Source organism: Clostridium sp. MB05 (genome assembly GCF_046581255.1).
In the GTDB taxonomy this organism is placed as follows: Bacteria; Bacillota; Clostridia; order Clostridiales; family Clostridiaceae; genus Clostridium.
The window spans coordinates 630,372-650,102 of sequence record NZ_CP174370.1 but is presented as its reverse complement, the minus strand read 5'-3'; the positions used below and the strand labels follow the sequence as shown (position 1 = coordinate 650,102).

Sequence of the window (19,731 nt, the reverse complement as noted above, 5' to 3'; positions counted from 1 at the left end):
GGGCATCATCTCCATTACTAATCTATTTTAAGAATCCTTGATAATGTCTCATTACTAATTGTGAATCTAATTGTCTTGAGAAATCAAGTCCAACACCAACCATAATTAATAATGATGTACCACCAAATTGAACTCCTTGTAACTGTGTATTTGAAATTAGTATTGGTAGTATCGCTAGTAAAGCTGCAAATACTCCTCCAACTAATGATACTTTAGTAAGTACTTTTTCAAAATACTTTTCAGTTGCATCTCCAGGTCTTATTCCTGGCACAAACCCTGCTGATTTATGCAGATTCTCTGCCATTTCATCTGGCTTAAATGTAATTTGTGTATAGAACCAAGTAAAGAATATAGTTAATATTGAATACATTACAGGATACATCCATGTTTTTTCATTAAATACACTATACTTACTTCCTGTTATCCATACAGCCCAGTCATGACCTGGGAAAAATTCTGCAATTGTTTTAGGAAACATCATAACTGACATAGCAAATATTATTGCTATAACAGCAGATCCTATTATGCTTAAAGGTATGTGAGTACTTTGGCCTCTCATAACTTTATTTCCAACAGCTTTACCAGCATATTGAACTGGAATTCTTCTTTCTGCTAATGAGAAGAATATTACTACTCCTAATAAAGCAATTGCAAAAACTACAAATAATAAAATTTCAACTATAGTAATTTTTCCTTGATCCTTTAATGTAAATAATGACATTAAAGTTACAGGTAACTGAGATACTATATTTACAAATATTAATATGGATATACCATTTCCAAAGCCTTTAGCTGTAATTTGATCACCTAGCCACATACAGAATGTTGAACCTGCAACTAATGCTACTAATACAACGATTATTCCAGTCCATTGCATTCCTTGCGCTGCACCTCTTGCTGCAACCATACTATATGTTCCGAAAGCAAGAATAAATCCTATAAATATTGATAATATTCTAGTTATCTTTTGTATCTTCTTTCTTCCTTCTTCACCTTCTTTAGATAATTGCTCTAGAGAAGGAATTGCTATAGTCAATAATTGAACTATGATTGAAGCATTAATATATGGTGTTACGCTTAAAGCAAATATACTAAACTGTCTAAATGCTCCACCAGATAACAAATCGTAGAAACCAAATATAGTTCCGCTACTAGCTAAATCATTTAGAACTTCTGTGCTAATTCCAGGAACAGGAATATGTATTCCTATCCTGAAGATTGCAACTAAAAATATAGTCCATAAAAATCTTTTCTTTAATTCGGGAACCTTCCAGGCATTACGTAGGGTTGATAGCATACTAAATCACCTCAACTTTTCCTCCAGCTGCTTCTATCTTTTCAGCCGCTGATTTTGAGAACTTACATCCTTTAACAGTTAGGCTCTTCTCTAATGTCCCATTTCCTAAAATCTTAACTCCGTCTTTTACCTTACTTATAACTCTTCTTTCAAGTAAAACTTCTGGTGTTATTTCTGTTCCATTTTCAAATATATTTAATCTATCTACGTTTATGCTAACATATTGTTTAGCAAATATATTTGTAAATCCTCTCTTAGGAAGTCTTCTATATAGTGGCATTTGACCGCCTTCAAATCCTGGTCTTACTCCACCGCCTGATCTAGAATTTTGGCCTTTTTCACCTTTTCCGGCATTTCTACCTAATCCTGAACCAGTACCTCTACCAACTCTCTTTGGAGCTTTCTTACTTCCTGCTGCTGGTTTTAATTCATGAAGTTTCATTACTCAATGCACCTCCTCTTATTAAACTTCTTCTACTTTTAGTAGATAGTCAACTTTGTTGATCATTCCTCTGATTTGAGGAGTTTCTTCATGTTCTACTGTCTTACCGATCTTTTTTAGTCCAAGGGCATGTGCAGTAGCAATATGGTCTTTCTTTCTTCCAATTAAACTCTTCATTAGAGTAACTTTAATTTTTGCCATTGCTTTTCCCTCCTAACCTAAAATTTCTTCTACAGTTTTGCCTCTTAATTTAGCTATATCTTCAGCTGTTTTTAAGCTTGCTAAACCGTTAATTGTAGCATTCACCATATTTTTAGGATTGTTTGAACCTAATGACTTAGCTCTAACATCCTTTAATCCTGCTAATTCTAATACAGATCTTGCTGGACCTCCAGCGATAACTCCTGTACCTTCTTTTGCTGGCATTATAAGAACATTACCAGTTCCGAATTTTCCATATATTTGATGAGGAACAGTAGTTCCAACTATTGCAACACTTACTAAATTTTTCTTAGCGTCTTCTATTCCTTTTTTAATTGCTTCTGGGATTTCTATTGACTTACCCATACCAACGCCTACGTGTCCGTTTTCGTCACCTACAACTACTAAAGCGCTGAATCTGAAGTTTCTACCACCCTTAACAACCTTAGTTACTCTGTTTATGTTAACAACCTTTTCTTTAAGGTCTAGTGTGCTAGGATCGATTCTCATGTATTTCCCTCCTTATTTATTAGAATTTTAGGCCTGCTTCTCTAGCAGCTTCAGCTAAAGTTTGAACTCTTCCGTGATATACGTATCCACCTCTGTCGAATACTACTTCTGAAATTCCTTTTTCTAAAGCTTTTTTAGCTATTAATTCACCAACCATTTTAGCTGCTTCTTTATTTCCACCTGATTTTTCATCAAATGCTTTATCTAAGCTTGAAGCTGAAACTAAAGTTACTGAATTAACATCATCTATAATTTGAGCATATATATTTTTTTCACTTCTATATACTGAAAGTCTTGGTCTTTCAGGAGTACCAGAAATTTTCTTACGTACTCTTAGGTGACGTCTTTCTCTACTAGCTTTTCTGTCTACCTTCTTGAACATAAAGGTTTCACTCCTTTCTATTATTTCTTACCAGTTTTACCTTCTTTACGTCTGATCACTTCGTTATCATACTTAATTCCTTTACCCTTATATGGTTCAGGCTTTCTCCATGATCTTATATCAGCCGCAGCTGCTCCAACCTTTTCCTTGTCGATTCCCTTTACTACAACCTTAGTTGCAGCTGGAGTTTCGAAAGTTACACCTTCGATTGGTTCTATTTCAACTGGATGTGAATATCCTAAGTTCATTACAAGCTTCTTACCTTGTAATTGAGCTCTGTAACCAACACCTATTAGTTCTAAGTTCTTTTCAAATCCCTTTTCAACTCCGATTATCATGTTGTTGATTAATGCTCTAGTTAAACCATGAAGAGCTCTGTGCTCTTTTTGATCGCTAGGTCTAGTTACAACAACTTGGTTGTTTTCAACTGCTATATTCATGTCTGTATTCATAGCTTTAACAAGTTCGCCCTTTGGACCCTTAACTGTAACAACATTGTCTGCTGAAACAGTTACAGTTACGCCTGCAGGTATAGCTATAGGTAATCTACCTACTCTTGACATAATCGCACCTCCTGTTTTACTTGTTCTATATGTTAATTTAGTTACTTTCTATTTTGAAAATTACCAAACGTAGCAAACTACTTCTCCGCCTAATCCAGCTTTTCTTGCATCTCTATCAACTAATAAACCTGTTGAAGTTGATATTATAGCAATTCCTAGTCCACTTAGTACCTTTGGAATTTCATCTTTCTTGCAGTAAACTCTTAGTCCTGGTTTAGATATTCTCTTTATACCAGTTATAACTCTTTCTTTATCTGCGCCATATTTAAGAGATATTCTTAACATTGGAACAACACCATCGTTATATTCCTCTAACTCTTTAATATATCCCTCTTGTAATAATATATTTGCAACAGCCTTCTTCATATTTGATGAAGGAACTTCTACTACTTCATGTCTTACAGCATTTGCGTTTCTAATACGTGTTAGCAAATCTGCGATAGGATCTGTCATAACCATTTAATGTGCCTCCTTTCACTACATCAGTTTTTTACCAACTTGCTTTCTTACAACCAGGTATTTGACCTTTATAAGCAAGTTCTCTAAAACATATACGGCAAATACCGAACTTCTTTAATACTGAATGTGGTCTTCCACATATTCTGCATCTTGTATAAGCTCTTGTTTTATATTTAGGTTCTTTTTTCCACTTTTCAATAATAGCCTTACGTGCCACAGTTTTCCCTCCTTATTATTGAGCAAATGGCATACCAAGGAATCTTAATAATTCTCTTGCTTCTTCGTCAGTGTTTGCTGATGTAACGAAGATAATATCCATTCCTCTAACCTTATCGATTTTATCGTATTCAATTTCTGGGAATATTAATTGCTCTTTTACTCCTAGTGAGTAGTTTCCTCTACCATCAAAAGCTTTGCTTGAAACTCCTCTGAAATCTCTAACTCTTGGAAGAGCAATAGCCATTAATTTGTCAGCAAATTCGTACATTTTTGCTTTTCTTAATGTAACCTTACATCCTAAAGCCATATTCTCTCTTATCTTAAAGTTAGCAACAGATTTCTTTGCTCTAGTTAAAATTGGCTTTTGACCTGCAATTATGCTTAAATCGTTAACTGCAGCTTCTAATATTTTTTGATTGTCCTTAGCTTCACCAACTCCCATGTTGATAACTACCTTTTCAAGCTTTGGAACTTCCATTATATTTTTATATCCGAACTTTTCAATCATAGCTGGAATTACTTCTTTTTGATACTTTTCTTGAAGTCTTGTTGTCATAATTAGTACCTCCTTTCAGATTCTAGAATGTTTCTCCGCACTTCTTACAAACTCTAACCTTAGTACCATCTTCTAAGATTTTACTGCTTATTCTTGTAGCATTTTTACATTTTGTGCAGTATAACATAACTTTTGAGCTATAAATAGCTCCTTCTCTTTCAATTATTCCACCTTGAGCATTAGCTCTAGTTGGCTTTTGGTGTTTTTTAATTATATTAACTCCTTGAACAATAACTTTACCTGTTTTAGGATATACCTTTAAAACTTCACCAGTTTTCCCTTTATCTTTACCTGAAACAACTACAACTGTGTCGTTCTTTCTAACATGTACCTTCAAATGAGACACCTCCTCTATTATAGAACTTCAGGCGCTAATGATAAAATCTTGTTAAATTCGTTATCTCTTAGCTCCCTAGCAACTGGTCCGAAGATACGAGTTCCTCTTGGTTGCTTATCATCCTTTATAATAACAGCTGAATTTTCATCAAACTTAATGTATGAACCATCAGCTCTTCTTAATCCTCTAACTGATCTAACTATAACAGCTTTTACAACGTCTCCTTTTTTAACAACTCCGCCTGGTGTTGCACTTTTAACGCTAGCAACTATTACATCTCCAATGTTACCGAACTTTCTTTTTGATCCGCCTAAAACTCTTATGCACATTATTTCCTTTGCGCCTGAGTTATCTGCTACCTTTAGTAAGGTTTGTTGTTGTATCATTGAATTACCCTCCTTTCAGTCTTAAAGCCTATTTAGCTTTTTCAACTATTTCAACAAGTCTCCATCTCTTATCTTTAGATAATGGTCTAGTTTCCATAATTAAAACTCTATCATTTATTTTAGCTTCATTGTTTTCATCATGAGCTTTAAACTTAGTTGTTCTATTAACTGTTTTACCATATAATGGGTGTCTAACCTTAGTTTCAACAGCAACAACGATAGTTTTATCCATTTTATCTGAAACAACTCTACCTATTTTTTTCTTTCTTAATCCTCTTTCCATTAAGAGTTACCTCCTTTCAGATTTACTGCTCGAAAGCCCTGATCTCTTCTTCTCTTATGATGGTTTTGATTTGGGCTATAGATTTTTTTACTTCTTTTATTCTCATAGGATTTTCTAATTGACCTGTAGCTAATTGGAATCTCAAGTTGAATAACTCAGCCTTAAGGTCATTTAATTTAACCTTTAAATCTTGAGGATTATTTGCTCTTAATTCTTTTAATTCTCTAGCCTTCATTATTCTTCACCACCCATTTCCTCAAAATCTCTTCTTGTAACGAATTTACACTTTACAGGAAGCTTGTGTGATGCAAGTCTCATAGCTTCTCTTGCAACTTCTTCATTAACTCCTGATAGTTCGAATAAAACTCTACCAGGTTTAACTACTGCTACCCAATATTCTGGTGAACCTTTACCTGAACCCATTCTTGTTTCAGCTGGCTTCTCAGTTACTGGCTTATCTGGGAAAATCTTTATCCAAAGTTTTCCACCTCTTCTGATATATCTGTTTATAGCAATTCTGGCAGATTCTATTTGGTTACTAGTTATCCAACCACAAGTTGTAGCTTGAATACCAAAATCTCCGTATGCAAGGAAATTACCTCTAGTAGCTTTCCCTTTCATTCTACCACGTTGTACCTTACGATGCTTAACTCTTTTAGGCATTAACATGACTAATTCCTCCTTTCTTACGCGTTAACTTCTTCCTTCTTTTCAACTTTTTTAGTTGGAAGAACTTCTCCATTATAAACCCAAACCTTTACGCCGATTTTTCCGTAAGTTGTATCAGCTTCAGCAAATCCATAATCTATATCTGCTCTTAAAGTTTGTAGTGGAATTGTTCCTTCATGATATTGTTCAGTTCTAGCTATTTCAGCTCCACCTAATCTACCTGAGCAAGCTGTCTTAACACCTTTAGCTCCAAGTCTCATAGCTCTTTGAATGCTTTGTTTCATAGCTCTTCTGAATGATACTCTCTTTTCTAATTGTGCAGCTATATTTTCTGCCATTAATTGAGCATTTGCCTCAGCATTTTTAACTTCTACTATATTGATTAATAAGTTCTTTCTATCAACTAAGTTAGCTAATTTACCTTTTAATGCTTCTATTCCTGATCCACCTTTTCCAATTATAACTCCTGGTTTAGCAGTATATATATTTAACTTAACTCTTTTAGAAGCTCTTTCAATTTCAATCTTTGAAATACCAGCTGAGAAAAGTTCTTTCTTTACGAATTCTCTGATTTTGTTATCTTCTATTAGATTGTCTGCAAAATTCTTCTTTGAAGCATACCATTTAGCATCCCAATCTTTGATAACTCCTACTCTAAGTCCGTGAGGATGTACTTTTTGACCCACTTGATTTCCCTCCTTCTTTCTAAGCTCTTTCTTTAACCACAAGTGTTATATTACTTGTTCTTTTGTTAATTCTAAATGCTTTTCCGTGATCCATCGGTCTAAATCTCTTTAGTGTTGGACCTGCACCAACGAATGCTTCTGCTACATATAATCTTTCTACGTCCATTTCATGATTATTTTCTGCATTAGCAACAGCTGATTTTAAAACTTTGTTTATAGCAACAGCTGCATCTTTCGGAGTATATTGTAAAATAGCGAAAGCCTCTTGAATATTTTTTCCTCTTATTAAATCAAGAACTACTCCTACTTTTGTTGGAGACATTCTAACATATTTAGCTATAGCTCTAGCTTCCATTTATGTTCCTCCTTTCCGGGATTACTTTCTTTTTCTTGCTGCTTTTTCGTCATAATCGTGTCCTCTGTAAGTTCTTGTTAAAGCGAACTCACCAAGCTTGTGTCCTACCATGTCTTCGCTAACGAAAACTGGAACATGCTTTCTTCCATCGTGAACAGCAATTGTATGACCAATCATTTGTGGGAAGATAGTTGAACTTCTTGACCAAGTTTTAACAACCTTCTTATCTCCACTAGCATTCATTTCTTCAATTTTCTTTAAAAGTCCTTCATGTACAAAAGGCCCTTTTTTTGTTGATCTACTCACTATAATTTGCCTCCCTTCATAATCTATAGGCTGACAAGCCATGAAGAGAAATTTAGATTCTCTTCATACTACTTATCGTTTCTTCTCTTTATTATGAATCTGTCAGAATACTTCTTATTCTTTCTTGTCTTGTATCCAAGTGCTGGTTTACCCCATGGAGTAACTGGACTCGGTCTACCGATTGGTGATCTACCTTCACCACCACCATGAGGGTGATCGCAAGGATTCATTACAGAACCTCTAACTGTAGGTCTCCATCCCATGTGTCTCTTTCTACCTGCTTTACCGATATTGATTATATCGTTAGTAGTATTTGATACAGTACCGATTGTAGCTCTACATTCGATTCTTACATATCTCATTTCTCCTGAAGGTAATCTTAATGTTGCATAGTTACCTTCTTTAGCCATTAATTGAGCTGTAGTTCCAGCTGATCTTACCATTTGAGCTCCCTTACCAACTTGTAACTCAACGTTGTGAACGAAAGTACCTACTGGTATATTCTTTAATGGAAGAGCATTTCCTGCTTTAATATCAGAATCTGGACCTGAAACTATAACATCTCCAACTTTTAATCCTACTGGAGCTATTATATATCTCTTTTCACCATCAGCATATACTACTAATGCAATGTATGCTGTTCTGTTTGGATCGTATTCTATTGTAGCAACCTTTGCTGGAACACCATCCTTATTTCTCTTGAAATCTATTATTCTATATTTTCTCTTAGCTCCACCACCGTGGTGTCTAACAGTTATTTTACCTTGAGCATTTCTACCACCACTTTTGTTTAATGATACAAGAAGTGATTTTTCTGGTGTACTTGTTGTTATTTCTTCAAAAGTAGCCATTGTCATTTCTCTTCTTGATGGGGTAGTTGGTCTAAACTTTTTAACTGCCATGTAAATTCCCTCCTTACTTTAAGCTTCTCTGGTATTTTCATACCAATAATACGCTTTATTTGCGTTATTGCATTCCTTCAAAGAATTCTATGTTCTTGCTATCTCCTGCTAAAGTAATGATAGCTTTTTTGAAGTCTGCTCTCTTTCCTACATGTACGCCCATTCTCTTTGTTTTTCCCATAGTTCTTACTGTTTGAACTTTTTCAACTTTAACGCCGAATATTTCTTCTACAGCTCTCTTAATTTGAACTTTGTTTGCATTAATTTGAACTATGAAAGTGTACTTTTTGTCTGCCATAGCAGTCATAGTCTTTTCAGTGATAACAGGCTTTCTTATAATATCATAGCTTGTCATTATGCGTACACCTCCTCAATTTTTGATACAGCATCCTTAGTTATGATTAATTTCTCAAATTTTAATAAATCATAAACATTGATGTTGTTAACTGGCATTATTTCAATATCAGCAATATTTCTAGCTGACTTGTAAAGAACTTCATTAGCTTCTCCAGTTATTATTAAAGTTTTCTTAGCTTCAAATGCTTTTAAAACTTCAACCATTTTCTTAGTTTTTGGAGCTTCAAATGCTAATGTTTCAAGTACTACCATTTGTCCGTCTTGAACTTTGCTAGTTAATGCAGACTTCATAGCTACTCTTCTCATGCTCTTTGGCACTGACATTCTATAATCTCTTGGTTTTGGTGCGAATACAACTCCACCTTTGATCCATTGTGGAGCTCTAATAGAACCTTGTCTTGCTCTACCAGTTCCTTTTTGTCTCCAAGGCTTAATTCCGCCTCCTCTAACCTCAGCTCTTGTCTTAGCTGATTGAGTTCCTTGTCTCTTGTTTGCTAATAAAGCAACTACAACTTGATGCATAGCATCAGTGTTAACTTCAACTCCGAACACATTATCATTTAATTGGATATCTCCAACTTGTTTTCCTTCTTGATTAAATAATCCTACTGTAGGCATCCTGTTTCCTCCTTTCTACAGAAATTAAGCTTTAACTGCGTTTCTTATTACTACTGTACCTTTATTAGGTCCTGGGATACCACCCTTGATTAGTATTAAGTTCTTTTCAGTTATAACCTTAACTACTTCTAAGTTTAATACTGTTGTGTTAACAGCTCCCATATGTCCTGGCATGTTCTTGTTCTTGAAAGTTCTTGATGGATCTGATGAAGCACCCATAGAACCTACTGCTCTGTGGAATTTAGAACCGTGACTCATTGGTCCTCTGCTAGCATTCCATCTTTTGATAACCCCTTGGAATCCCTTTCCTTTAGAAACTCCAGATACATCAATTTTATCTCCAGCTACGAATAAATCAGCTTTGATTTCTTGACCAACTTCATAAGCTGAACAATCTTCTAATCTGAATTCTTTTAGCTTTCTTCTTAAAGAAACACCTGCTTTAGCAAAATGTCCCTTCTTTGGTTTGTTAACTAATTTTTCTCTAACATCTCCAAAGCCTACTTGTATTGCTTCATAACCATCTTTCTCGATAGTTTTCTTTTGAACAACAACACATGGACCAGCTTCTACTACTGTTACAGGAACAACTTTTCCATTTTCATCGAAAATTTGAGTCATACCTATTTTTTTTCCTAATATAGCTTTTTTCATGTATTTACACCTCCTAAACGTATTAGCGGACTGCTTAGCAATCATAACCGTTCAAACTGTTTATTTAATAAGTATCAACTATAGCTTGATTTCGATATCAACACCAGCTGGTAAGTTTAATCTCATTAATGCATCAACTGTTTTTGGTGATGGATTAACGATATCGATTAATCTCTTGTGTGTTCTGATTTCGAATTGTTCTCTAGAATCTTTGTATTTATGAACAGCTCTTAATACAGTAACAATATCTTTTTCAGTTGGTAGTGGTACTGGACCTGCAACCTTAGCTCCTGTTGATTTAGCTGTTTCAACAATTTTTTCAGCTGATTGATCTAATATTGTGTGATCAAAAGCCTTTAATCTGATTCTTATTTTTTGTTTTGACATCTTGGTTTCCCTCCTTTTCATGTACGCTTTACTTCTAACGCACAACAGCGGATGTTCTATAAACTGTTCCTGGTGTTTCATATTTGAAAACACACTTTTATAAAACCCCTGTCGTTGGATTCTAGATCCTAACATACTCATCAAGAATTAACCCGGAAGTCCGGCAACCTCTTGATTCATCGCTGTTTGCTATACAACTTCTTTATTATACTATCTTTACATAGCATTTTCAAGAGTTTTTTAGCCTTTTTTGATAATTTTTAAAGTATGCTTTTTTATACCTTCAAAACATATTTTATTTTGCAAATATATTTTATATGTGTTTTCGATATTTATCAATATATTTTTTTATAGTATTATTTTACATATTAATATAAATTAAAATTTATATTAATATTATTGACTATTCAACATATATTAATCCTTTACAATAAAAAGAAAATATTTTTATAAATTTCTTTAATTATATTATCTACATATTATAAAAATATATATGCAATAGCATTTATTTATCATGCATATTCTATCTATTAACTCTTTTCTATATTATTATAAAAAAAGAGAGCAAGGGCGTCCCCTTACTCTCTAAATGTGATCACACTTAATATTTAAATTTACATTCAAATCTATTTTATAAGAAATTATTACTCTATTATGCTAGTAACAACTCCTGAACCTACAGTTCTTCCACCTTCTCTGATAGCGAATCTTAATCCTTCATCCATAGCTATTTGATTGATTAATTCAACGTTCATATCGATGTGGTCTCCTGGCATAACCATTTCCATTCCGTCTGGTAACTTAATTGAACCAGTAACGTCTGTTGTTCTGAAATAGAATTGTGGTCTGTATCCATCGAAGAATGGAGTATGTCTTCCACCTTCTTCTTTTTTAAGTACGTAAACTTGACCTACGAACTTTTTGTGTGGCTTAACCGTTCCAGCTTTTGCTAAAACTTGACCTCTTTCGATGTCTGTTCTTTGAACTCCTCTTAAAAGAACTCCAACATTGTCTCCAGCTTGCGCTTCGTCTAGTAACTTTCTGAACATTTCTATTCCTGTTACTACTACTTTTCTGCTTTCTTCTTGTAATCCAACGATTTCTACTTCGTCTCCTACCTTAAGAATTCCTCTTTCAACTCTTCCTGTTGCAACTGTTCCTCTACCAGTGATCGTAAATACATCTTCTACTGGCATTAAGAATGGCTTATCTGTTGCTCTTTCTGGAGTTGGAATGTAGCTATCTACAGCATCCATTAACTCAAGTATTGGAGCGATTGCTTTTTCGTCTGTTGGGTTTTCTAATGCTACTAAAGCTGATCCCTTAACTACTGGAATATCGTCTCCTGGGAAGTTGTATTCTGATAATAATTCTCTAACTTCCATTTCAACTAATTCTAATAATTCTTCGTCGTCTACCATATCTGCTTTATTTAAGAAAACAACTATGTAGTCAACTCCAACTCTTGATGCAAGAAGAATGTGCTCTCTTGTTTGAGGCATTGGACCATCTGCAGCTGAACAAACTAAGATTGCTCCATCCATTTGTGCTGCACCTGTAATCATGTTCTTAACATAGTCAGCATGTCCTGGACAGTCAACGTGAGCATAGTGTCTGTTTTCTGTTTGATATTCAACGTGAGAAGTATTGATTGTAATACCTCTTTCCTTTTCTTCTGGAGCCTTATCTATTGCAGCATAATCAAATGCTTCTGCAAATCCCTTTTTTGATAAAACAGTTGTGATTGCAGCTGTTAAAGTTGTCTTACCGTGGTCAACGTGACCGATTGTTCCAATGTTTACGTGTGGTTTACTTCTTTCGAATTTTTGCTTTGCCATTGTAAAATCCTCCTTTATGGAAATTAATTATATGAACCTTCTTAATTATTATATCTAATTTACTTCTAATTTTCTAGAGTTATATAAATTTTCATCATATTATTTCATAATACTAAAATTTATATAATGTAACGTTGCTCATACTTTAATTATCAGCAACATTACCTAAATTTATTACTAAAGTGAATTAATTTCTTTCACTCTTAATTTTTTCTTGAACACTCTTTGGAACTTCTTCGAAGTGATCGAATACCATTGAGTAAGTACCTCTACCTTGAGTTCTTGATCTTAAAGTAGTTGCATATCCAAACATTTCTGAAAGTGGAACGAATGCTCTTATTATTTGTGCACCGTTAATAGCTTCCATACCTTCGATTCTTCCTCTTCTTGAGTTAAGATCTCCCATTACGTCTCCCATGTATTCTTCTGGAACTGTAACTTCAACCTTTTCCATTGGCTCAAGTAATACTGGATCTGCTTTAGCCATAGCGTTTTTAAATGCCATAGAACCAGCAATCTTAAATGCCATTTCTGATGAGTCAACTTCATGATATGAACCATGAACAACTTTAACTTTGAAGTTAATAGTTTCATAACCAGCTATAATACCATTCTTAGCTGCTTCTTTAATACCATTATCTATAGCTGGAATATATTCTCTTGGAATAGCCCCTCCAACTACAGCATTTTCAAATGTGTATTCTCCTTCAGTAGGTTCCATTTCAATAACACAGTGACCGTATTGTCCTTTACCACCTGATTGCTTAGCATACTTAGCTTCAGCTTTAACAGCTGTTCTAATTGTTTCTTTGTAAGCAACTTGAGGAGCTCCAACATTACACTCAACTTTGAATTCTCTTGTTAATCTATCAACAATGATTTCTAAGTGAAGTTCTCCCATACCAGCAATAATTGTTTGACCAGTTTCTTGATCAGTATGAGTTTTGAAAGTAGGATCTTCTTCAGCAAGTTTAGCTAATGCTAAGCCCATCTTTTCTTGACCAGCTTTTGTCTTTGGCTCTATAGCTACAGATATAACTGGTTCTGGGAATTCCATTGATTCTAATACTATTGGATTACTTTCTAAACAAAGAGTATCTCCTGTTGTAGTATTTTTTAATCCAATAATTGCTCCTAATTCACCTGCTTCTAATGCTTCTACTTCTTCTCTTGAATTAGCATGCATCTTAACAAGCCTTCCTATTCTTTCTTTTTTACCCTTTGTTGAGTTTAGTACGTATGTTCCACTTTCCATAATACCTGAATAAATTCTTGTAAATGCAAGTTTTCCAACGAATGGGTCAGTTGCTATTTTGAATGCTAAAGCTGCCATTGGAGCTTCATCAGACGCTTCTCTTGAATCTTCTTCACCTTCTAAAGTAGTTCCTTTAATAGCTGGAATATCTAACGGTGATGGTAAGAAAGCAACAACTCCATTAATCATTTGCTGAACACCTTTATTTTTATAAGATGAACCACATATACATGGAACTATTTCATTAGCTATAGTAGCTTTTCTCAATCCAATCATTAACTCTTCTTCAGTTAACTCTTCACCTTCAAGATATTTTTCCATTAAATCTTCGTTATTTTCAGCTATAGCTTCTAATAAAGCCATTCTGTATTCTTCAGCTTGATCAGCTAAATCAGCTGGTATTTCTTCAATTCTAACGTCTTTTCCTAAATCATCATAGAACATAATAGCTTTATTAGTTATTAAGTCTATCATTCCCTTAAATTGGTCTTCTGATCCAACAGGAATTTGAATTGGAACTGCATTAGCTTTTAATCTATCTCTTACAGTGTTTATACATCTGAAGAAGTCTGCACCTGTAGCATCCATCTTATTAACATATATCATTCTTGGAACACCGTATTTGTCTGCCTGTCTCCATACAGTTTCAGTTTGTGGTTCAACCCCACTCTTTGCATCTAGAACTGTAACAGCTCCATCAAGTACTCTTAATGATCTTTCAACTTCAACTGTGAAATCTACGTGACCTGGAGTATCTATAATATTTAATTCATGTCCTTGCCATTCACATGTTGTTGCAGCAGAAGTAATTGTTATACCTCTTTCTTGTTCTTGAACCATCCAGTCCATTGTAGCTGCCCCTTCATGAACTTCTCCAATTTTGTGGCTTCTTCCTGTATAGAATAATATACGCTCAGTAGTTGTAGTTTTACCAGCATCTATATGAGCCATTATTCCAAAGTTACGGAATTTATCTAACGAATATTTTCTAGCCATTTGTATGTCCTCCTCTCAACGAGTAATTTTAAATTCGACAAAACTGTTTTGGCAAAAGCCAAAACAGTTTGTATATTAGTATCTGTAATGAGCAAATGCTTTGTTTGCTTCAGCCATTTTGTGAGTATCTTCTCTTTTCTTAACAGCTGCTCCAGTGTTATTAGCTGCATCCATTAATTCCCCAGCTAATCTTTGAGCCATTACTTTTTCGCCTCTTTTTCTTGAAGCATCTAAAAGCCATCTTAATCCTAATGTCTGTCTTCTTTCTGGTCTAACTTCGATAGGAACTTGGTAGTTAGCACCACCTATTCTTCTAGCTTTAACCTCTAATAAAGGCATTACATTGTTCATAGCTTCTTCAAAAACTTCTAAAGCATCTTTTCCTGTTTTTTGCGCCATTATTTCAAACGCGTCGTAGCATATTTTTTGTGCTACTCCTCTTTTACCATCTTCCATTACATTGTTTATTAACTTTGTAACAACTTTTGAGTTATATATTGGATCTGGTAATACATCTCTTTTTGCGATATGTCCTTTTCTTGGCACTTTTCTTCCCTCCTTAACATTGTAAATTTAAGTTCATTGGTACTCTGCAATTAAACATTGCCGTAAAGTGCTTCGCCTTTTCATCTATATAAACTTAATTTATAAATCTATGTAAATGCTGAAGACAAGCACTACTGTAGTTTAGTTTAAACTACTTTTTTGCCTTCGGCTTTTTAGCACCGTATTTTGATCTTCCTTGCATTCTGTTAGCTACTCCAGCACAGTCAAGTGCTCCTCTTACGATATGGTATCTAACACCAGGAAGGTCCTTTACTCTACCACCTCTTATAAGAACAACACTGTGCTCTTGTAAGTTGTGTCCTACACCACCAATGTATGCAGTTACTTCGAATCCATTTGTAAGTCTTACTCTCGCTACTTTTCTTAAAGCTGAGTTAGGCTTCTTTGGAGTAGTTGTTTTAACAACTGTACAAACTCCTCTTCTTTGTGGACACTCGTTAAGTGCTGGTGACGCTGACTTGTTGATAATAGTTTTTCTGCCTTTTCTTACTAATTGGCTAATAGTTGGCATTTTTTCACCTCCTGAAAATTTTTATCTATATATCTAATATTTAAGATAAAAGCTTATTAATGAATTAGTCTAATATAAGTACTGAAGATGCTTTAACATCTATACCACACATTTTTCCTAATTCTTTCATAGTATTAATAATAATAATTTTAACTTTTTTTTCATTCGCTAATTCTATTAACGGATTAGTTAAATTACTGTCTGCATCTTTAGCTACATATAAAATAGTACCTTTTCCATTTAGTATAGATTTAGTACATTGTTTTATTCCAATTACTTTATTACCTACAATTCTATCTATCATGAAATCACTCCCTATATAAAAGTTCATAGAGGCTAAGTTCATAACTTTGCCTCCATGAATTCATGTAGACAATTATACTGTAGTGTAGCTTTTAAAATCACACATCTCGTATTTTATCATTTAAGCATACACATGTCAATAAAATTGCAATGTATTATTCAATTGATTCTAATGCTTCATTTTCTACTAAAACATCGTCAACATCTAGTTTTACATCTCTATATCTCATCATTCCAGTACCTGCTGGTATTAACTTACCAATAATAACATTTTCTTTCAGTCCTACTAATGGATCTATCTTTCCTTTAATAGCAGCTTCTGTAAGAACTCTTGTAGTTTCTTGGAATGATGCAGCTGATAAGAAACTATCTGTTGCTAAAGCAGCCTTAGTTATACCAAGTAATGCTTGCTCCCCTTTAGCTTCTTCTCCACCAAATTCTCTTACTCTTGCATTTTCTTCTTCGAAGTCAAACATATCTATCATAGTTCCTGGTAATAGCTCAGTATCTCCTGAATCCGAAACTTTTATTTTTCTAGTCATTTGTCTAACAACAACTTCTAAATGTTTATCATTAATATCAACACCTTGAAGTCTATAAACTTTTTGAACTTCAGATAGTAGATATTTTCTAGCTCCATCTATGCCTTTAATTGCTGCTATATCATGTGGATTTACTGAACCTTCAGTAATTTCATCACCAGCTTCTATAAAGTCATCGTCTGATACCTTTAATCTTGAACCAAATGGTATTTCATAACTACGTTCTTCACCATCATTTGAAGTAACAAATACAGTTCTCTTTTTCTTAGTTTCTTCAATTTTTACTGTACCTGTAATTTCACTTACTATAGCTAAACCTTTAGGTTTTCTAGCTTCAAATAATTCTTCAACTCTAGGAAGACCTTGTGTTATATCGGCTCCAACAACTCCCCCTGTATGGAAGGTTCTCATTGTAAGCTGAGTTCCTGGTTCTCCTATTGATTGAGCTGCTATAATACCAACAGCTTCACCTATATTTATCTTTTGTGCAGTGGCCATATTCATACCATAACATTTAGAACACACACCAACTTTACACTTACATGTAAATACAGATCTAATTTTAACTTTCTTAACTCCTGACGCTGCAACTTTTTCTGCAACATCTAGTTCCATATATTGATCAGCTTCAACCATAACTTCTCCTGTTGTTGGATTAATTATTGGTTCTGCTGTATATCTTCCGTATAGTCTTTCTGCTAATCCTTCGATTGCTTCGTTTCCTTCTTTTATTTCAGAAACATATATACCTTCTGTTGTTCCACAATCTATCTCTCTTACAATAACATCCTGTGATACATCAACAAGTCTTCTTGTTAAGTAACCAGAGTCAGCAGTTTTAAGAGCTGTATCGGCATTACCTTTTCTAGCTCCATGAGTAGATATAAAGTATTCTAGAACTTCAAGTCCTTCTCTAAAGGATGCTCTAATAGGTAACTCTATAATCTTACCTGTTGGACTCGCCATAAGACCTCTCATACCAGCTAATTGCTTAATTTGAGACTTAGATCCTCTGGCTCCAGAGTCTGCCATCATGAATATTGGATTAAACTTATCCAAACTTTCCATTAACGCGTCGGCAACATCTTCTGTTGTCTTAGTCCATTTTTCTATAACTCTTTCATATCTTTCATCTTCTGATATGAATCCTCTTTTATACATCTTTTCTATTTTATCAACAGTTTCATCAGCTTCTTTTAATAGTGTGTACTTAGCTTCAGGTACTATCATATCAGAAGCTGCTACTGTTACAGCTCCAATAGATGAATAATGATATCCTAATGCTTTAATTTTATCAAGCATTATTGATGTATTAGTTGGACCATGTACAGTGTAACATTTATCTATAATTGTTCCTAAAGACTTTTTAGTTATTAAGAAATCTACTTCTAAGTTGAACTCTTCCTCTTCCTTAGTTCTATCTACAAAACCTAAATTTTGAGGTATTGATTCATTGAATATTATCTTTCCAACTGTTGTCTTTATTATTCCTGATTTCTTTTCTCCATTTACTTCTTTAAACATTCTTACATTAATTAATGCATGAATTGCTATTTCACCAACTTGGTAAGCCATTATAGCTTCATCCTTAGAAGCAAATATCTTACCTTCTCCCTTAGCATCACTTTTATCCATAGTTAAATAATATGATCCTAAAACCATATCTTGTGTAGGTACACAAACTGGTTTACCATCAGAAGGCTTCATAATATTTCCTGCTGCAAGCATTAAGAATCTTGCTTCTGCTTGTGCTTCAACTGATAGTGGAACGTGAACAGCCATTTGGTCTCCATCAAAGTCAGCATTATAAGCCGTACATACAAGTGGATGTAGCTTTATTGCTCTACCTTCTACTAAAATCGGTTGGAATGCTTGAATTCCAAGCCTATGTAGTGTAGGTGCACGGTTTAATAAAACTGGATGATCTGTAATAACTTCTTCAAGTACATCCCATACTTGATTATTTACTCTTTCAACCATTCTCTTAGCACTCTTTATATTATGTGCTACACCATCTTCTACTAACTTCTTCATAACAAATGGTTTGAATAATTCTAAAGCCATTTCTTTTGGAAGTCCACATTGGTACATTTTCAACTCTGGACCTACAACTATAACTGATCTACCTGAGTAGTCAACTCTTTTACCAAGTAGGTTTTGTCTAAATCTACCTTGTTTACCTTTAAGCATATCTGATAAAGATTTAAGAGGTCTATTTCCTGGTCCTGTAACAGGTCTTCCTCTTCTACCATTATCTATAAGCGCATCTACAGCTTCTTGAAGCATTCTCTTTTCATTTCTAACAATTATATCTGGTGCTCCTAAATCTAAAAGCTTCTTTAATCTATTATTTCTATTTATAACTCTTCTGTATAGATCATTTAAGTCTGAAGTTGCGAATCTTCCTCCATCTAATTGAACCATTGGTCTTAAATCTGGTGGAATTACAGGTATTACATTAATAACCATCCATCTTGGGTCGTTTCCTGATTTTCTAAAAGATTCAACTACTTCTAATCTTCTTATGATTCTAACTTTCTTTTGACCAGTGCTTGTTTTTAGTTCTTCTTTGAGGTCTCTTGATTGGCCTTCTAAGTCAATTTCTCTAAGTAACTCTTGAACTGCTTCAGCACCCATTCCAGCTACAAAGCTTTCTTCACCATACTTATCAACAGCTTCTCTATATTCTTTTTCATTTAAAAGTTGTTTCTTTAATAATGGTGTTTCCTTAGGATCTATTACAACATATGATGCAAAGTATAATATTTTCTCTAAAGCTCTTGGTGACATATCTAAAAGTAATCCCATTCTTGATGGAATCCCTTTAAAGTACCAAATGTGAGAAACTGGGGCAGCCAGTTCAATATGCCCCATTCTTTCTCTTCTTACTTTAGCTTTAGTAACTTCAACTCCACATCTGTCACAAACTATTCCCTTATATCTAACTCTCTTATATTTACCACAATGACATTCCCAGTCTTTAATAGGTCCAAATATTCTTTCACAGAATAAACCATCTCTTTCTGGTTTTAAAGTTCTATAGTTTATAGTTTCAGGCTTTTTGACTTCTCCTCTTGACCATTCTCTTATTTGATCAGGTGAAGCTAAACCTATTTGTATAGCATCAAAATTATTGAATTCAAACAAGGG

Annotated in this window: 28 protein-coding genes; all 28 read right to left on the bottom strand. The window is 34.2% G+C overall.

The genetic code is table 11. The annotated features are described in order from the left end of the window. Window positions 1-22: 22 nt before the first annotated feature. Window positions 23-1,297: a preprotein translocase subunit SecY gene (gene secY / locus ACH36K_RS03275; protein ID WP_411169538.1), complete on the bottom strand. Its 1,275-nt coding sequence runs from the start codon at window positions 1,295-1,297 to the stop codon at window positions 23-25. A gap of 1 nt (window position 1,298) precedes the next feature. After that, a complete protein-coding gene (rplO, locus tag ACH36K_RS03270) occupies window positions 1,299-1,739 on the bottom strand; it encodes a 50S ribosomal protein L15 (RefSeq protein ID WP_411169537.1) in 441 nt (146 codons plus the stop codon). A gap of 21 nt (window positions 1,740-1,760) precedes the next feature. Then, entirely contained in the window at window positions 1,761-1,940 is a 180-nt protein-coding gene (gene rpmD / locus ACH36K_RS03265; RefSeq protein WP_322412614.1) for a 50S ribosomal protein L30, read from the bottom strand. A 12-nt stretch (window positions 1,941-1,952) separates the two neighbouring features. Continuing rightward, window positions 1,953-2,450 (bottom strand): 30S ribosomal protein S5, encoded by a 498-nt coding sequence (gene rpsE, locus ACH36K_RS03260; protein WP_411169536.1) that lies wholly within the window; start codon window positions 2,448-2,450, stop codon window positions 1,953-1,955. Between the two features lie 19 nt (window positions 2,451-2,469). Then, entirely contained in the window at window positions 2,470-2,832 is a 363-nt protein-coding gene (gene rplR, locus ACH36K_RS03255; protein ID WP_411169535.1) for a 50S ribosomal protein L18, read from the bottom strand. Window positions 2,833-2,852: 20 nt separating this feature from the next. After that, window positions 2,853-3,395, bottom strand: coding sequence for a 50S ribosomal protein L6 (gene rplF / locus ACH36K_RS03250; RefSeq protein WP_411169534.1), 543 nt, complete (start codon window positions 3,393-3,395; stop codon window positions 2,853-2,855). 60 nt (window positions 3,396-3,455) lie between these two features. After that, the gene (rpsH, locus tag ACH36K_RS03245; RefSeq protein ID WP_411169533.1) at window positions 3,456-3,854 is read right to left on the bottom strand and encodes a 30S ribosomal protein S8; all 399 of its coding nucleotides are present in this window, start codon (window positions 3,852-3,854) and stop codon (window positions 3,456-3,458) included. Between the two features lie 31 nt (window positions 3,855-3,885). After that, window positions 3,886-4,071 (bottom strand): type Z 30S ribosomal protein S14, encoded by a 186-nt coding sequence (locus ACH36K_RS03240; protein ID WP_008681179.1) that lies wholly within the window; start codon window positions 4,069-4,071, stop codon window positions 3,886-3,888. Between the two features lie 15 nt (window positions 4,072-4,086). Beyond that, window positions 4,087-4,629, bottom strand: coding sequence for a 50S ribosomal protein L5 (gene rplE / locus ACH36K_RS03235; RefSeq protein WP_411169532.1), 543 nt, complete (start codon window positions 4,627-4,629; stop codon window positions 4,087-4,089). Between the two features lie 22 nt (window positions 4,630-4,651). After that, a complete protein-coding gene (rplX, locus tag ACH36K_RS03230; RefSeq protein ID WP_322458564.1) occupies window positions 4,652-4,966 on the bottom strand; it encodes a 50S ribosomal protein L24 in 315 nt (104 codons plus the stop codon). 17 nt (window positions 4,967-4,983) lie between these two features. Next, window positions 4,984-5,352 (bottom strand): 50S ribosomal protein L14, encoded by a 369-nt coding sequence (rplN, locus tag ACH36K_RS03225; protein ID WP_411169531.1) that lies wholly within the window; start codon window positions 5,350-5,352, stop codon window positions 4,984-4,986. Between the two features lie 28 nt (window positions 5,353-5,380). Then, entirely contained in the window at window positions 5,381-5,635 is a 255-nt protein-coding gene (rpsQ, locus tag ACH36K_RS03220) for a 30S ribosomal protein S17 (protein WP_016205891.1), read from the bottom strand. Window positions 5,636-5,657: 22 nt separating this feature from the next. Beyond that, on the bottom strand, window positions 5,658-5,870 hold the full coding sequence (rpmC, locus tag ACH36K_RS03215; RefSeq protein WP_032117032.1) for a 50S ribosomal protein L29: 213 nt from the start codon (window positions 5,868-5,870) through the stop codon (window positions 5,658-5,660). Next, complete coding sequence (rplP, locus tag ACH36K_RS03210; protein ID WP_008681186.1) at window positions 5,870-6,304, bottom strand: 50S ribosomal protein L16; 435 nt, start codon at window positions 6,302-6,304, stop codon at window positions 5,870-5,872. Before rplP ends, rpmC begins: the two co-directional genes overlap by 1 nt. Window positions 6,305-6,321: 17 nt before the next feature. Further along, window positions 6,322-6,990, bottom strand: a complete 669-nt coding sequence (rpsC, locus tag ACH36K_RS03205) for a 30S ribosomal protein S3 (protein ID WP_411169530.1) — start codon at window positions 6,988-6,990, stop codon at window positions 6,322-6,324. Window positions 6,991-7,009: 19 nt separating this feature from the next. After that, complete coding sequence (gene rplV, locus ACH36K_RS03200; RefSeq protein WP_016205894.1) at window positions 7,010-7,345, bottom strand: 50S ribosomal protein L22; 336 nt, start codon at window positions 7,343-7,345, stop codon at window positions 7,010-7,012. A gap of 21 nt (window positions 7,346-7,366) precedes the next feature. Then, window positions 7,367-7,651: a 30S ribosomal protein S19 gene (rpsS, locus tag ACH36K_RS03195; RefSeq protein WP_136006846.1), complete on the bottom strand. Its 285-nt coding sequence runs from the start codon at window positions 7,649-7,651 to the stop codon at window positions 7,367-7,369. A gap of 68 nt (window positions 7,652-7,719) precedes the next feature. Next, window positions 7,720-8,553 carry a 50S ribosomal protein L2 gene (rplB, locus tag ACH36K_RS03190; RefSeq protein WP_411169529.1) on the bottom strand — a complete coding sequence of 278 codons (834 nt, stop codon included), beginning with the start codon at window positions 8,551-8,553 and terminating at the stop codon, window positions 7,720-7,722. A 64-nt stretch (window positions 8,554-8,617) separates the two neighbouring features. Continuing rightward, on the bottom strand, window positions 8,618-8,908 hold the full coding sequence (rplW, locus tag ACH36K_RS03185; protein ID WP_411169528.1) for a 50S ribosomal protein L23: 291 nt from the start codon (window positions 8,906-8,908) through the stop codon (window positions 8,618-8,620). Further along, entirely contained in the window at window positions 8,908-9,528 is a 621-nt protein-coding gene (rplD, locus tag ACH36K_RS03180; RefSeq protein WP_411169527.1) for a 50S ribosomal protein L4, read from the bottom strand. The genes rplW and rplD overlap by 1 nt, the downstream gene beginning before the upstream one ends. A 24-nt stretch (window positions 9,529-9,552) precedes the next feature. Further along, a complete protein-coding gene (gene rplC, locus ACH36K_RS03175; RefSeq protein ID WP_411169526.1) occupies window positions 9,553-10,182 on the bottom strand; it encodes a 50S ribosomal protein L3 in 630 nt (209 codons plus the stop codon). A 78-nt stretch (window positions 10,183-10,260) separates the two neighbouring features. After that, window positions 10,261-10,569, bottom strand: a complete 309-nt coding sequence (gene rpsJ / locus ACH36K_RS03170; RefSeq protein ID WP_322413296.1) for a 30S ribosomal protein S10 — start codon at window positions 10,567-10,569, stop codon at window positions 10,261-10,263. 644 nt (window positions 10,570-11,213) lie between these two features. Then, a complete protein-coding gene (tuf, locus tag ACH36K_RS03165; RefSeq protein ID WP_411169517.1) occupies window positions 11,214-12,407 on the bottom strand; it encodes an elongation factor Tu in 1,194 nt (397 codons plus the stop codon). 187 nt (window positions 12,408-12,594) lie between these two features. Then, window positions 12,595-14,658, bottom strand: a complete 2,064-nt coding sequence (gene fusA / locus ACH36K_RS03160) for an elongation factor G (protein WP_411169525.1) — start codon at window positions 14,656-14,658, stop codon at window positions 12,595-12,597. 75 nt (window positions 14,659-14,733) lie between these two features. Continuing rightward, window positions 14,734-15,204 carry a 30S ribosomal protein S7 gene (rpsG, locus tag ACH36K_RS03155; protein ID WP_411169524.1) on the bottom strand — a complete coding sequence of 157 codons (471 nt, stop codon included), beginning with the start codon at window positions 15,202-15,204 and terminating at the stop codon, window positions 14,734-14,736. Window positions 15,205-15,355: 151 nt separating this feature from the next. Then, window positions 15,356-15,736: a 30S ribosomal protein S12 gene (gene rpsL / locus ACH36K_RS03150; RefSeq protein WP_322458589.1), complete on the bottom strand. Its 381-nt coding sequence runs from the start codon at window positions 15,734-15,736 to the stop codon at window positions 15,356-15,358. A 64-nt stretch (window positions 15,737-15,800) separates the two neighbouring features. Then, the gene (locus ACH36K_RS03145; RefSeq protein WP_322458590.1) at window positions 15,801-16,040 is read right to left on the bottom strand and encodes a ribosomal L7Ae/L30e/S12e/Gadd45 family protein; all 240 of its coding nucleotides are present in this window, start codon (window positions 16,038-16,040) and stop codon (window positions 15,801-15,803) included. 154 nt (window positions 16,041-16,194) lie between these two features. Beyond that, window positions 16,195-19,728, bottom strand: coding sequence for a DNA-directed RNA polymerase subunit beta' (rpoC, locus tag ACH36K_RS03140; protein WP_411169523.1), 3,534 nt, complete (start codon window positions 19,726-19,728; stop codon window positions 16,195-16,197). Window positions 19,729-19,731 lie beyond the last annotated feature (3 nt).